General features: G+C 34.8%; 10 protein-coding genes. 3 read left to right on the top strand and 7 right to left on the bottom strand.

The features are described 5' to 3' along the window. Window positions 1-179 (bottom strand): EamA family transporter (locus ACE01P_RS23775; protein ID WP_379701545.1); only part of this gene is annotated, 179 nt, incomplete at its 3' end. 102 nt (window positions 180-281) lie between these two features. On the opposite strand from ACE01P_RS23775, the gene ACE01P_RS23770 reads away from it, so the two are divergent. Further along, entirely contained in the window at window positions 282-659 is a 378-nt protein-coding gene (locus tag ACE01P_RS23770; protein WP_379701543.1) for a heavy-metal-associated domain-containing protein, read from the top strand. Window positions 660-715: 56 nt separating this feature from the next. Here the strand turns inward: ACE01P_RS23770 and gldD are convergent, their stop codons facing one another. The 4 genes from gldD to mutY are packed head-to-tail and all read right to left on the bottom strand — an operon-like array spanning window position 716 to window position 4,120. Beyond that, complete coding sequence (gene gldD, locus ACE01P_RS23765) at window positions 716-1,276, bottom strand: gliding motility lipoprotein GldD (protein WP_379701542.1); 561 nt, start codon at window positions 1,274-1,276, stop codon at window positions 716-718. A gap of 1 nt (window position 1,277) precedes the next feature. Then, on the bottom strand, window positions 1,278-2,573 hold the full coding sequence (locus tag ACE01P_RS23760) for a gliding motility-associated protein GldE (protein ID WP_379701541.1): 1,296 nt from the start codon (window positions 2,571-2,573) through the stop codon (window positions 1,278-1,280). A 26-nt stretch (window positions 2,574-2,599) separates the two neighbouring features. Beyond that, the gene (locus ACE01P_RS23755) at window positions 2,600-3,037 is read right to left on the bottom strand and encodes a single-stranded DNA-binding protein (RefSeq protein WP_379701544.1); all 438 of its coding nucleotides are present in this window, start codon (window positions 3,035-3,037) and stop codon (window positions 2,600-2,602) included. 36 nt (window positions 3,038-3,073) lie between these two features. Next, window positions 3,074-4,120, bottom strand: a complete 1,047-nt coding sequence (gene mutY, locus ACE01P_RS23750) for an A/G-specific adenine glycosylase (RefSeq protein ID WP_379701540.1) — start codon at window positions 4,118-4,120, stop codon at window positions 3,074-3,076. Between the two features lie 140 nt (window positions 4,121-4,260). Here mutY and ACE01P_RS23745 point away from each other — a divergent pair, with 140 nt between their 5' ends. Further along, the gene (locus tag ACE01P_RS23745) at window positions 4,261-4,551 is read left to right on the top strand and encodes an HU family DNA-binding protein (protein WP_007805026.1); all 291 of its coding nucleotides are present in this window, start codon (window positions 4,261-4,263) and stop codon (window positions 4,549-4,551) included. A 382-nt stretch (window positions 4,552-4,933) separates the two neighbouring features. Then, on the top strand, window positions 4,934-6,478 hold the full coding sequence (locus ACE01P_RS23740) for a ribonuclease E/G (protein WP_109191684.1): 1,545 nt from the start codon (window positions 4,934-4,936) through the stop codon (window positions 6,476-6,478). A gap of 114 nt (window positions 6,479-6,592) precedes the next feature. On the opposite strand, the gene pbpC is transcribed toward ACE01P_RS23740, so the two are convergent. Both pbpC and ACE01P_RS23730 read right to left on the bottom strand, forming a co-directional pair. Next, complete coding sequence (gene pbpC, locus ACE01P_RS23735) at window positions 6,593-8,968, bottom strand: penicillin-binding protein 1C (protein WP_379701539.1); 2,376 nt, start codon at window positions 8,966-8,968, stop codon at window positions 6,593-6,595. A 75-nt stretch (window positions 8,969-9,043) separates the two neighbouring features. Next, on the bottom strand, window positions 9,044-14,694 hold a 5,651-nt coding region (locus ACE01P_RS23730; RefSeq protein WP_379701538.1), incomplete at its 5' end, for an alpha-2-macroglobulin.

The raw sequence follows: 14,694 nt of genomic DNA, 5'->3' as shown, positions 1-14,694 counted from the left end.
ATTTTCTTTAGACTATTAAAACCAAAAATCAACAGAAAAAGTGCGGCAAAAATAATTCGGAAAGAACCAACTTGGATTGCCGTTAGTCCGACCAATCCCTTTTTTATTAAAATAAAAGAACTTCCCCAGATAAGAGAAAGAATCCCCAAGTATATCCACTTTAACTGTTTTGTATCCATAAATTGTTATTTACTGCAAATTTGTAATTATTTTACGAACTGAGCGCGCTCTTTTTATTAATTTTGCAGGAAAGTAATTCGCAATTTTTAAATTTATATATAATGAAAATTTCAAAAATCTTAATCGCCGCAACAATCGCTGGATTAGTATTTGTTGGTTGTAAAAAAGCAGAAGACAAAAGTCTTGAAGTTGTAAATGCAGAAAAAACTGCTCCAAAAGAACACAAACCAATCGCTGCTGAAAATTTACAAACAGCAAGTTTCCAAATTGAAGGAATGACTTGTGCTATGGGATGTGCAAAAACAATCGAAGAAGAATTAGCAAATCTTGACGGGGTTGACAAAGCAACTGTTGATTTTGACAAGAAAACTGCAACGGTAAGTTTTGATAAAACAATCCAAAATTCAGAATCTTTAACAAAAGTAGTTCAAGAAACTGGAGACGGAAAAACATATAAAGTTTCGAATTTTAAGTCTTAAGACTTAAAATCATCTCATAAAAAAAGGATCCAAATTGGATCCTTTTTTTATTTTCTTTATTTCCATTTTAATGTTTCCATTAAACGCTGCATATCGTTTTTAACATAACTCGCTGCTGGCATGATTGAGTCAAAATTTGGTTTTGCGTAAAAATATACAGAACCTATTAAAAAGTGTTTTGTACTGTCTGTAACATAAAACTGAGAGTTAGTTGCTGCGTTTCCATCAACTTGATAAAACATTCCGAAAACCTTTTTCTCTGGATTTAAATACGGTTGTTCTAAAATATCATCGGCTTTAATTACGTGCTCGTAAGTCAGTTTTTGAGCATCACGTAGTAATTTATCAATATTGCCATTTACAGGCTTATAGGTCAAATAAATGGTCGCTTTCATCTTTGGATAAGTAATTGCAAATCCGCATTCTTTTTCTCCTTTAATAATTGCCTCTTCATTCATCTGAAAAGCAAATGGACAATTGTTTTCAAAATTCACATATTTTGCTTCTGGATAATCCAATCGCAGGTAACTCGCCGGTTTAGGCAAAACATCATTTTTACAGCTTATAACCGTTAGAGCAAGCAAAATTGCCGTTATTGAAAGTATTCTATTTAACATTTTAATTTATTGTTACTTTTATTTGTTTTACACGCTTTTTATCAACTGTTTCTACCGTGAAAATACAGTTCTCAAAAGGTACTTTTTGATCTTTTTTCGGAAAATTACCTAAAATTTCCAGAATAAATCCCGCTAATGTTTCTGCTTCTCCTTTATGAGCTTCAAACACATCTTCATCAACATCTACAATTCTGTAGAAATCCTTTAAATTTATTTTTCCTTCAAAAAGAAAATTATTGTCATCAATCTGTGAAAAATTTAGATTTTCATCATCAAATTCATCACTAATATCTCCAACTATTTCTTCGATAACATCTTCTAACGAAACCAATCCAGATGTTCCTCCATATTCATCAACCACAATAGCTAAGTGGCTTTTTAGGCTCTGAAAATCCTTTAAAAGATTATCTAATTTTTTATTTTCAGGAACAAAGAAAGCTTCACGAATTAAAGAAGTCCAATCAAATTCTTCTTTATCAATGTGCGGAAGCAAATCTTTTACGAAAAGCACTCCTTCAATCTGATCAATATTATCACGATAAATTGGAATTCTAGAAAAACCTGTTTCAATTATTTTAGGATAAATGGCTGCGAATGTTTCTGATATTTCCAATGCAAAAATATCAATTCTTGGGCTCATAACCTGCTTTGTATCGGTATTCCCGAAAGAAACTATTCCTTCCAGAATTTTTTGTTCTTCTGTCGAAGTTCCTTCAGAATCTGTTAATTCTAAAGCCTGAGAAAGCTGATTGATTGAAAAATTATTTTTTTGTTTACCTAATTTATTCTGCAAATATATAGTAACGGCGCGCATTGGCAAACTGACAGGCGAAAGCACTTTATCTAAAAATGCCAACGGGTAAGCCACGCCTTTAGCAAAACGAATACTGTTTCTGCTCGCGTAAACCTTAGGAAGAACTTCGCCAAATAATAAAATTAAAAAAGTAACTAAGATTACCTCTAAAGTAAATTTAAAGGCTGGCGAACTTACATTAGCAAAAATATTTTGTCCGATGTAACCAAAAAGAATTACTACGCCAATATTAAAAAAGTTATTTGCAACCAATAAAGTTGCCAAAAGCTTTTTAGGTTTGTCCAATAAATTTGAAATAATTTTACCTTTTGCAAGATTATCGTTTAAAGTGTCATCGATATCTTGTTGCGATAAAGAAAAAAGAGCAACTTCAGCGCCAGAAACGATTGCTGAAAGAAATAATAAAATAAAAATTCCGACGAAACCAATAATTAAATTGGCGTCAAGATTTGTAGAAAAAAGTAAACTGGGCTCTGGGTCCAAACTGTGTAAAATTAGTTAAACATCGCTTAGAAGGGCAGATCATTAATCGGAAGCCCTTCAGGAGCATCAAAGTTAGTATTTTTTACCGACTCTGTATCCTGGTTTTGCTTTGTATATGCAGTTTCTTTTTTAGTTGTCAAGAAAGTAAACTCTGTAACCTGAATTTCGGTAGTATATTTTGTCGTCCCATCTTCTGTTTGCCATTGACGAGATTTTATTCTTCCTTCAACATAAATTTTATCTCCTTTAGAAAGATATTTTTCGCAAATCTCTGCGGCTTTATTACGCACAACCAAATTATGCCATTCTGTAGAAGTTATCTTTTCATTGGTCGTTTTATTGATATATACCTCATTGGTAGCCAGCTGAAAACGTCCGATGCAGTTTCCTCCATCAAAATAATGCATCTTTACATCATCGCCTAAATGGCCAATAAGCATCACTTTATTTAATGTTCCGTTCATAGTTTTTGGTGGTATTTCTCCCAAAGATACATTTTTTTAGCAATTTATTTCTTGCTTTTCTATAAAATTATATATCACGATAGGAAAAGGAAAAGTTTTCAATTTTTGAGCATCTACTCCGTTTTCAATTTCTTCCTCCACTTTAATTTTCCAAAACTGAATGTGCAGATGCTGATGCGAAAGTTTATGTATAACGGTTGATTCACTATAATCTTCTATACTTATAATAGTATATTCTGGAAAGATTTCATTTTTAGCCATTTTAGAAACTACATCAAAATCAACAATTGATTGGGTTTCTAGTAACGGAAACTCATATAAATTATGCCAAATTCCTTTTTCGGTTCTTTTTCGAATTAATGTATTTCCCGAAATATCTTCCAAAACCAAATAATTAAAGTAGCGATTGGTCACTTTTATCTTTTTTGACTTAACGGGAAGCATATTCACTTTTCCTTTTTGCAAGGCGACGCAGCTTTCGTTAAAAACACAAATAGTGCAATCTGGGCTTTTAGGAACACATTGCAACGCACCAAACTCCATTATAGCTTGATTAAAAATAGCTGGGTTATCTTTCGGCATTAACTCCTGAGCCAACGCCGCAAACTCTTTTTTAGTTGCTGGGAGCGCGATATCCGATTCGATATCAAAATAACGGGCCAAAACACGAAATACATTTCCGTCTACCACAGGAACGAATTCATTATAGGAGAAAGAAGCTATTGCTGCGGCTGTATATTCACCAACACCTTTAAGTTTTAAAAGCTCTTTATACGAATCAGGAAAAATACCATTTAAGTCATTACTTATATATTGAGCCGTTTTATGAAGATTTCGAGCACGAGAATAATAACCCAAACCTTGCCAAAGTTTCAAAACTTTCTCTTCTGAAGCTTCTGCTAAATGTTTTACGGTAGGAAATTCCTGAGTAAATAAAAAAAAATAAGGCATTCCTTGAGCAACTCGCGTCTGCTGAAGCATGATTTCTGAGAGCCAAATTTGGTACGGATCGACCGTTTTTCGCCACGGTAAATCACGCTTGTGCTGTAAATACCATTTTATCAATATGTTATGAAAATTCATCGTAAAATACTTAGATTGCAAAAGTAAATGTTTATGTAATTAAAATTTAACGAATTAGCTTGATTAATTATTTTTTTAATTCCTATATTTGCAAACTCAAAAAAATAGTACACCATTTATAAAATAAAATAGGAAAGAAAATGACGAAAGCAGATATCGTAGCGAAGATTTCAGAGAAACTAGGTCTTGAAAAAGGAGACGTTCAAGCAACAGTAGAAACTTTTATGGAAGAAGTTAAGACTTCTTTAGAGACTGGAGACAATGTTTACCTAAGAGGTTTTGGTAGTTTTATCGTTAAAACTAGAGCTGAAAAGACTGGAAGAAACATTTCTAAAAACACTACTATTAAAATTCCAGCACACAACATTCCTGCGTTCAAACCTGCAAAAGTTTTTGTAGAGGGAGTTAAAACTAACAACGAAGCAAAATAATATTAATTAACATAAATCTGACACAATATGCCAAGTGGTAAAAAAAGAAAGAGACATAAGGTAGCTACTCACAAACGTAAAAAAAGAGCGAGAGCTAACCGCCACAAAAAGAAAAAGTAGTTTTAAACTACTTTTTTCTTTTTAAACGTTCATTGAAATTGGAGTTTGATAGTCTCAGTCACAGATTACAGTTTGCAGCTTGAAACTGCTTACTGGCACTGAAAACTGACAGCTAACTCCTCCGGGTTAATACCTGTTAAAATAATTGTTTAATCCATCCTTACAATTCAGTTATGAGTTATAAGTTATGAGTTATGAGTTGCAAAACCTGAAACTTGAAACCTAAAACCTGAAACTAAAAGTCTGGATAAAAATTTACAGTGTGAATAAAGAATTAATCATTAGATCTAGTTCTGAAGCCGTAGATTTTGCCTTATTAAAAGATGGAAAACTAATTGAATTACACAAAGAAGAAGAAAAAAGCAACTTTCAGGTTGGTGATATTTTTATTGCCAAAATCAGAAAACCAGTTGCTGGACTTAATGCTGCTTTTGTAAATGTAGGCTTTGAAAAAGATGCCTTTTTACATTATCATGATTTGGGTCCAAATCTAGCTTCTCAGCTGAAATTCATAAAACTTGTAAGCGCAGGTAAATTAAAAGATTTCTCCCTAAAAACCTTTCAGTTTGAAAAAGAGATTGACAAAGATGGCATCATTACTGATATTTTAAGTGCCAATCAATCTGTCTTAGTTCAAGTAGTTAAAGAACCTATATCAACCAAAGGACCAAGAATAAGTGCTGAGCTTTCTCTTGCCGGAAGATTTATCGTTCTAGTTCCTTTTTCTGATCGTGTTTCTATTTCTCAAAAAATAGAAGACAAAAAAGAAAAGGATCGTCTAAAAAAACTTGTTCTATCGATCAAACCTAAAGGATTTGGTGTTATTGTTCGTACAGTAGCCGAAGGCAAAAACGTAGCCGAATTAGAAAAAGATTTGCAGAACCTGCTTGGCAGATGGTCTGCAATGTGTAAAAAATTACCAACTGCTCATCATCCATCAAAAGTATTAGGAGAGCTTAATAGAGCTTCTTCGATATTAAGAGATGTATTCAACGATACCTTCAGCGGTATACAAATAGATGATGAAGAGTTGTACCATCAAACGAAGGAATATTTGCAAGAAATTGCGCCTTCAAAACAATCGATTGTTAAGTTTTATCAATCAAATGACACCCCAATTTTCGAGAAATACAATATAGAGAGACAAATCAAAACTTCTTTTGGCCGAACTGTTTCCATGAGCAAAGGTGCTTATCTAATTATAGAACACACCGAAGCACTTCACGTTATAGACGTAAACAGCGGAAACCGTTCTAATAAAGCGACCAACCAAGAAGACACAGCCATGGAAGTGAATATGATTGCCGCTGCTGAAATCGCAAGACAACTACGCTTGCGTGATATGGGCGGAATAATCGTAGTTGATTTTATCGATATGTCTAATCCTGAAAATAGGAAAGTTTTGTTCGACTTCTTGCGAGAAGAAATGAGCGACGATAAAGCAAAGCATAAAATATTACCGCCGAGTAAGTTTGGTTTGGTCCAAATTACAAGACAGCGCGTAAGACCAGAAGTTAACATTAAAACTAGAGAAGAAGATCCTAATAAAGTTAATGGTGAAATTGAAGCACCAATATTAATAATTGACAAGATCACCTCTGATTTAGAAAGACTTTTAAAAACCCACAATAAGGTTGTGCTTAATACACACCCGTTTGTGGCTGCATACCTCAGCAAAGGTTTTCCATCATTACGTTCAAAATGGTTTTTTGAACATAAGAAATGGGTGAAAATCATACCTCGTGACGCTTACACGTACTTAGAATATCATTTCTACGATAAAAAGGGAAATGTTATTTCAGAATAAAAACAAAAAACCGCCTTTCGAAAGATTGGCGGTTTTTTTATAGCTTTTTTTATTTTTTCCGCCACGAATTCTCGAATTAATTTTAAAATAATTCGAGAATTCGTGGCGGAAATTTTATTCTCGAACTATCTCAATTTTCCTTCTGATTTCATTTCCAGAAGCATCAACAACCGTGATGTAATGCGTTCCTGTTGTTGGCGTAATTGGCAATTCATGAAATGTTTTGGTTGTGGCTTTATACACATCATCAACATACCAGAATAATTCCTTATCTCTTTCAGAATAAGCCACTTTTAAAATCACGGGTTGCACATTACTATTGAAATCCTTCGTTAAATAGATTTTACTATTCGCTTTCGGATAAATAAAATCCATTGTTGTGGTTTGTGTTCCTTCACAACCTTCTTTAAACGGTGGCAAAGGCAGATATTCTATGTGCTGACTTTTATAGTACCATGCCATAACCGGAGGCAATACAAACCAGTTTTTAGTAACAATATTATCTACACTTTCACAACTGCTATTGACCTGAAATTGTTCTGTTTTATCTAAATGAATGGTTTTATGATACGGGCAAACTTTAGTCGATTTTCCTTTTTTAGGAACCCATTGTTTGATTTTCGGACAATTATCTTTCGCCAAATAACCACTTAATCGACAAACCTCAACTTCTGCTAAATCATTATAAGGCGTATCAAACCATCTTTGTCTTGGAAGTAAATTAAAAACATCAAATAAAATTGGTGCGGCGCTCGTAACTCCCGTTAAAGTTGGTCTTCCTTCACCTGTTGCATTTCCAACCCAGATTCCAACAACATATCTCGAATTTGTTCCAATAGCCCAAGCGTCTCTATTTCCGAAACTCGTTCCTGTTTTCCATGCAATTTTAAGCGAACTGTCATAAAACTTCCAAGCCTCATCTCCTTCTGGTCTGTTGACTTCTTCCATTGCGCTGTAAGTCAGCCAAATTGAGCCTGCACCTAAAATATTCTTCTGATTGGTTTCTGAGCCAAAATCGGGTTTAAAATCGTTTTTATAATTCAACTCTGTAAATTCATTGGTTCTGTATTGCCCTTTATTTTTAGTGTAATAATTAACCGTAGAAGAAAGATTGGCATACGTTCGGCATAAATCCCATAAATTACTTTCTGCACCTCCCAAAATCAGTGATAATCCGTAATGATCGGGTGTTTTATTGATATTTCTTAATTTGAATTTTTGCAATTCTTCGTAAAATTTGTTTACACTAAAATCCTGCAACATCAAAACCGCAGGAATATTTAATGAACGAGACAATGCGCGATGTGCAGGAACTGCTCCGTCAAAAGTCAAATTAAAGTTTTGCGGTGTATAACCCGAAATCTGTGTTGGAATATCTGCAATTAAAGTATTCGGAAGCAATTCGCCATCATCCAACATCGCGCCATATAGAAGCGGTTTTAAAATACTTCCCGTACTTCTTGGAGCATCGATAATATCTACATCTTTTTGGTGATCTGCATCGGCTGGAGAATTTCCAACGTAACTCATTACATTTCTACTCTGAACATCAATTACCAAAATCGCCAGATTATGAACTTCATTCTGTTTGTATTGATTGTAATAATATCTTGCAATTTGATTAACTCTGTTTTGAAGTGCGTAATCAATTGTGGTTTTAACTCTTGTTCCTTCTTCGCCTTTAGCCACTCTTTGAAGCAAATGCGGAGCAATTTGAGGCAAATCATACGGTTTTTGAGGCAATGGTTCTTCTATCGAAAGTTCGTACGTCTGCTTGTCTATTATTCCTTCTTGATGCAGTTTTAAAAGAAGTCGGTTTCTTTTATTTAATAATTTTATTTGATTTTTTCCTGGATAAATCAAACTCGGCGCATTCGGTAAAACAGCCAAAACCGCATTTTCTGCCCATGACAATTGATTGGATTGAACACCAAAATAACGCCATGAAGCCATTTCAAGCCCCACAACATTTCCTCCAAATGGTGCATGAGCTGCGTACATTTCGAGAATTTCATTTTTAGAATAGCCCAATTCTAATCTCGTAGCGAGAATAATTTCTATAACTTTTTCGAAATAAGTTCTGTTTTTTCCTTTTCGAGATAATCGGATAACTTGCTGTGTCAGCGTACTTCCTCCTCGAACAACTTTTCCTGCTTTTCTATTTTGTTTGAAAGCATTGATCATTGCTCCGGGATTGAAACCGGGATGTTTATAGAAATATTCGTCTTCAAAATAAACAATGCATTTCTTGAACTTGTCTGGAACACTGTCTTGTGCTGGAAAACGCCATTGTCCGTCTCGAGCAATTTTAGCGCCTAGAAGCTCTCCTTCTTTGCTTTCTATTACGGTTGAATAAGGTTCTTTGAATAATGTTCGGGGTATCGAAAAATAGTAAATCAGCAATAGCAGAAATGCAATTGCTGATTTTATCTTATTCTTTTTTATCCAGTTTATAATGCGTTGAAGGAACGCTTTAATTTTATTTTTCAATGCTTGTTTTTTTTCGCCACGAATTCACGAATTTAAATTATAAAAAATTAATTCGTGAATTCGTGACTAACAACTTTATTTTACAACCTCAACCCAGAAACCTTTTGTTCTTGCTAAGAATGTATTATCGTACATCGCTTCGCATTGCAATCCTGGCAGATAATAGTTTCCTAAATACGATGCATTAAGTAGGATACGGAAAACTTTTGTTTCTCTCGCTTTCATTCCGAAATAGAAATTCGTTCTGTCGTCTCGGATATCAATATAATCTGCAATATTGTTTACAGCATCTCCGTAATCAGTGAAACGAGTATTTACAATTTCGAATCCTGAAGGTAGAATTTGCGACAATGCAACATTTTGAACGCTTTCTCCTCTTTGGTTTTTAATCGTAACCTCCGCAACAAATTCAGTTCCTTGATTGATTTTTGAAACATTTATTACACTTCCTTTTCTATTTTTGAAAACAATCGAAGCCGTAACATCACTTTGAACCGCATTTTCTTGTCCGATTGGCAGAATTCCAGTGTTCAATACACGAACATAAACTGTATTTGCTTTATTGTTTTTCAGCGTGATACTATTTGCACCCGAAGCAACAGACAAACTGCGATCTGCAACTGATTTCCCTGTATTTATGGTTTCTCCTTTTCCGTTTTTACTGAATTGAATATTGATTCCTTTTGGACCATTGCTTACCGCAAATTTCGACATTGCATACAAGCAGTAAGCCGTTGTCTGCGTGCTCATCCATTGATTAGCTGACATTTCTTTAGCCAATTTAGAAGCTGTTACAAATGCTTTTTGTTTTTGGTCTAAAAGAAGCATCGTTTCTAAAGCCATTGCTCTATTTCTTTCGCTTGAACCATAATAGTAATAGCTATAACCGTCTGAACTTCCGTCGATACTTGTTTTCAAGAACAAACTTTGTCCAGCCGATTTCTGGCCTGCTAAAACGTAAGCTGCAGCTAAACGAAGCATACTTTCATTCGAAATACCTTTTGTTTCTCTTAGTCTGTTCATTGCAGATAAATCGGCATTTCCAGCTAAAGCTAAAGTATACAAACGATATGCCTGAGCTAAATCATTTCCATATTTCGGTTCAAAACGCCATTGTTTCGCTTCTTTCTGCTGATATGACAGCCATTTTGATTTGAAATTAATTGGCAATACATATCCTTTTTTCTCTGCTTCAATCAAGAAATGTCCAGCGTAAGAAGTTCCCCAATCGTCTGCAATTGCATTTCCTTGCCAGTAAGGCAGCCCTCCATTTGATAATTGGAAATTACCCAATCTCGCAATTCCAGCAGCAATATTTTTCTGAATCAGATCTTTGCGTTTTGCATCAATATCAGCCACATCGCCTAAATACAATTGTGGAAAAACCGATGAAGTTGTTTGTTCAACACATCCATGAGGATATTGAATTAAGAATTGTAATCTTCCGTTCAAATTCATTGATGGCATTGATGAAACTTCCAATCTTGCTTTGTTGCTTCCGGCAATTCCAAATGTTTTCCATGAAATTGTTTTAGTACTATTTGGCGTTAAAACAACATCTGTAAAAGTACTCGTAACCGGATTCGGGTTCGTCATATCAATTTCAACATCATAAACTGATTTTTCACTTCCTGATGTTGCTATTACCTGAACTTTTGCAATTCCAGTCGCAGATCCTACGACCAAATTAAAATACGCCATTTTTTCATCTGGCTGTGCAAAATTCAAACTTTGAACTGCACTTCCCATTACTTTTAATCCGTTGCTTGTTTTTACTTGGATCGAAACATTTTTGATTTTGCTTTCAGTTGCAAAAACAGTTACTGGCAATGTTACTTTTTCTGATGGCGAAATCTTTCTTGGCAACGAAGCCAAAACCATCAACGGACTCTTAACCTGAGTTGCTTTTTCAACACTTCCATAAGCGCTTGTATTTGCATCTCCTGCCACAACCATTGTTCGAACTGAACCAATGTATTTCGGTAATTTTAATTGATGCGATTTTGTTTCTCCTTTTCCTAATTTAAATGGTCCGTAGTACAGTACAACAGGCTTAAAACGGTTCGCTTTTTTAGCTTTTCCTCCGCCTAAATCCTGATCCCCACCAATACTGAAAATCTGATTTATTTTTCCGCCGTAAGCGCCAATTACATCATCGTAAACGTCCCAAGTTTTTACTCCTAAAGCTTCACGAACATAGAAACTATCCCATGCGTTTGGTGTTTTAAAACGAGTTAAATCCAAAAGTCCTTCATCTACAACGGCGATTGTATAGGTCATTTCTTTGCCTGATTTCTCACCCACTTTTACTGTAAAAGATTGTTCAGGTTTTAAAACATCCGGCATTGAAAGCGTTGGAGCAAGAATTGTATTTTTGTCTACCACTTCAATTGGTACAATTCCGTACATACGAATTGGCGAATCGTTTTTGGTTGAAGCGTGTGGCTGCAGTAACGTAATATTGAAATATACGTTTGGTGCCATTGCTCCCGTAATCGGAACTTCAACTTTAGTTTCTCCTTTTTTAGTTTCTGCCCAAATAGTTTGCACCACTCGAGATCCATTTTCTACAGAAATTAAAGCTCTTCCTCCTTCACTTGAAGGGAAAGAAATTTGTGCTTTTTCTCCAACGGCATAGTTTTTCTTATCGGTAGAAAACACCAACATATTTGCTGTCGAAGCATCTCTATTTCTCGTTTTTCCAGACCAGATTGGCCAGTCGATATTTACGGTTAACGAAGTCGCATGACCATCTTCCTGATCAGCAACACGAATTAAATAACGTCCCCATTCTTCATCTGTCAAGGCAAATTGGAAACTTCCTTTTCCGCTTGAATCCGTATTGATGACAAAAGTTTTGTATGAAGTCGTTGCATTCGACGAGTTATAATTTGATAAATTATCGCTTGAAGAATCCCACCACCATCTCCAGTCTACCTTGTAAACTCGTACTTCAAGATTTCTAACCGATTTTGGTCTTCCGTTTTCATCTACAGTCACCACTTCAAAACGATTATTTGTTCTCGTTTCAAGCATGCTGTATTTATTCAGTTCAGGCGTTTTAACTCCAACATACGTTTTGTATGGAGAATAAGTGGTTGACATCACATCTGTACTAAAATCACCTCCTTCTTCATATACTTTTGTAATGAATGAAGCGCGAAGCATTCCCGGCGCCTGACCTTGCAATCTTGGCTGAATGTTTACTGAAGCTTTTCCGCTTTCGTTTAATTTCCCTGAGAAAACGTTGATTTCTTCTGTACTAAATTGACGCGCTAAATCATCAAAAGTATATTTTTCGTATCCTTTGAAAGTTGTAGCTTGCTGAGAGAATTTTGCCTGCATTTCTACATTCAAATTCTTCGCAATTGCTCCGTGTAACCAAGTCACTTCCAAATTATCTGTATTTGGATATGATGCTGAAAGCGTTTTTCTGCTAAATGTATTTTTGATTTTTAAACGATTAGGTTTGATCGTTTCAATCTTAATGCTTTTATAGAATTTTGCACCTCCAACGCTAACCATTGCTTCCCAGTTTCCTGTTGGCGCATCTTGGTTTGTTGGAACTGTAAAAGCATAATGATTCAGATCATTCGTTTTTTGAACTGTTTGATAAACCGTTTTTCCGTTCGGATCGTTTAATCTGAATTTAATCGGATGTGATTTCGGAAGTTTATTCGCGGCGTCATTCAAAATAAATGATAAATATAAATTATCGCCAGGACGCCAAACACCTCTTTCTCCGTAAATAAATCCTTTTAATCCTTTCTGTAAAGTTTCACCTGCAACATCAAAATTACTTACTGATAAAGAAAGTCCGTCATCCAGCTTCACGTAAGTCGATTGATCGCCTAAAGTGACAATGGCAAAATAAGCGAATTTATCCAATTGGAAAGATGCAATACCTTCGCTGCTTGTCGCTTCTGTTGCTATTTTTTGCTGTTGGAAATTATATAAATCTACTCTTGCATTCGAAACTGGTTCGGTTGTAACGATATTATTTACAGCAAATAAGTACGATTTATTTTCTCCTCTTTTGGCAATAACTCCTAAATCTGTAGCTAAAATATTGGTTGCAATTCTCGCATTGTAGAAATAAGAACCTGTACAAGGATCTTGGCTTTCTCTCCAATCGTAATCGTCGTAATAATAGTAATCATCATAAGAATTTCCGCTGTAGTTTACGTCGTTTTCATCAACTTCTTCCTCCTCGGTTTCATCATCGTTTCCTTCTGAAGTTTCACATTTGTATAACGAATATTTCTTTTTGTAAACAAATTCCACTCTGTAAATCGCGCCTGGTTCTGGTTTGATAATTTTCGATAAGTCTAAAGCATAGGTATTCCATTTTGCTAGATTTACGAGTGTACTTTCTCTTAAATTTAAAGTAGTTTTGGCAATTGGCTGTGCTACTTTCTTAAGATTTTGTCCGCCGTTTAATTCATTATATTGAAGAAATTGCAGAATATTATTTTTGTAAATTTTATAAACCTTTACATCTACAGCACTAAGATTTACCGCTTCAAAATTCAATTTTAAATTATTTGAACTTGGCAGAATCGTTCCGTTTTTAATAAAACGAATATTTGGTTTGATCTGATCGAAAGAGATTTTCTCGCTGTAATTGTTTTCTAGTTTTTTGCCGTACTGACTTTCAATTCCCTGAAATACTTCCAATAATAATTCACCCGTAACAACTTGCTCTGGTTCTTCATCTGGTACATATTCAACGACTTCTTCTACAACAGCTGCGGCTGAATCTACAGCAACTGCGGCTGAGTCAACTACAACGGCTGCCGAATCTACCGCAACCGCAGCTGGTTCTGCAACGGCTACCGCTATTGGCTCTTCTTTTTTAGGCGCGTTTTGATTACTAAAATATACTTTAAGTAAATTTCCTTGAGTTGAAAATTTCAGATTATTAGTATTTTGAATAGAAACCAATCCAGCAAAATCTTGTCCTTTTTCTAAAGGTTCAGAGAAATTAATTAAAACCTGCTGATTGTTTCCGTCTGGAACTTCAACTTTTATAACTTTAAATTCGTTGATGCTTGTAATCGGGAAATCGATTTGTCCTTTTTGATCAATATCAAAATCATTTCCATCATAGATAATTTCTAAATTTGAAACTTCTGATTGACGCTGAATGCTGTCAATTATAAAATGAAATTCTTTTCCTGAAGACACATTTTTATCAAACTTGATCTTAAGATCGTTTCCGTTATGTTTGGCTTGAACCAACTTAATAGCGGTTTCCAAATCAATATTATCTGCTGTTTTAAGTGTGCAGTTTAAATATTGATATTCTTTGCTGTACGACTGAATATCCCCAGTATTGATGGTGAAATCCTGTTTAACGGTTTTAACTGTAAAATTGAATTTAGAAAGTTCTTTTTCTTTCTCTTTCGGAATGGCAGTCAGTTTATCTAAGTTTAAAGTAACCTGATATTCTGTTCCCATTTTGAGTTTTTTCTCCGGAATAAAAGCTAAAGTATTCGTTGAAAGTGCTACGACTTTTCCGTGAACACTTGGCGAAATATCAAATAAATCGTCATCTAATTCCTGATTGGGTTTCCAATCGTTTTTATCGAATGCCAAAACCACACGAATATCAGAATCTGCAGAAACGATACCGCCTGTAAAACTGGTAATGTAATCTTTAAATAACGAAAAATCGGAGATGAAATCTGCAGGTGATTTGCGCCCGCAGGATTGAAAAATAAAAA

Source organism: Flavobacterium sp. HJSW_4 (assembly GCF_042436695.1).
Classification (GTDB): domain Bacteria; phylum Bacteroidota; class Bacteroidia; order Flavobacteriales; family Flavobacteriaceae; genus Flavobacterium.
This window is presented reverse-complemented; position numbering and strand designations above follow the sequence as displayed.

Bases quoted from the DNA above. Each gene is read 5' to 3' on its own strand.
- ACE01P_RS23770 (WP_379701543.1), top strand. From the start codon at position 282: ATGAAAATTTCAAAAATCTTAATCGCCGCAACAATCGCTGGATTAGTA.
- gldD (WP_379701542.1), bottom strand. From the start codon at position 1,276: ATGTTAAATAGAATACTTTCAATAACGGCAATTTTGCTTGCTCTAACG.
- ACE01P_RS23755 (WP_379701544.1), bottom strand. From the start codon at position 3,037: ATGAACGGAACATTAAATAAAGTGATGCTTATTGGCCATTTAGGCGAT.
- mutY (WP_379701540.1), bottom strand. From the start codon at position 4,120: ATGAATTTTCATAACATATTGATAAAATGGTATTTACAGCACAAGCGT.
- ACE01P_RS23745 (WP_007805026.1), top strand. From the start codon at position 4,261: ATGACGAAAGCAGATATCGTAGCGAAGATTTCAGAGAAACTAGGTCTT.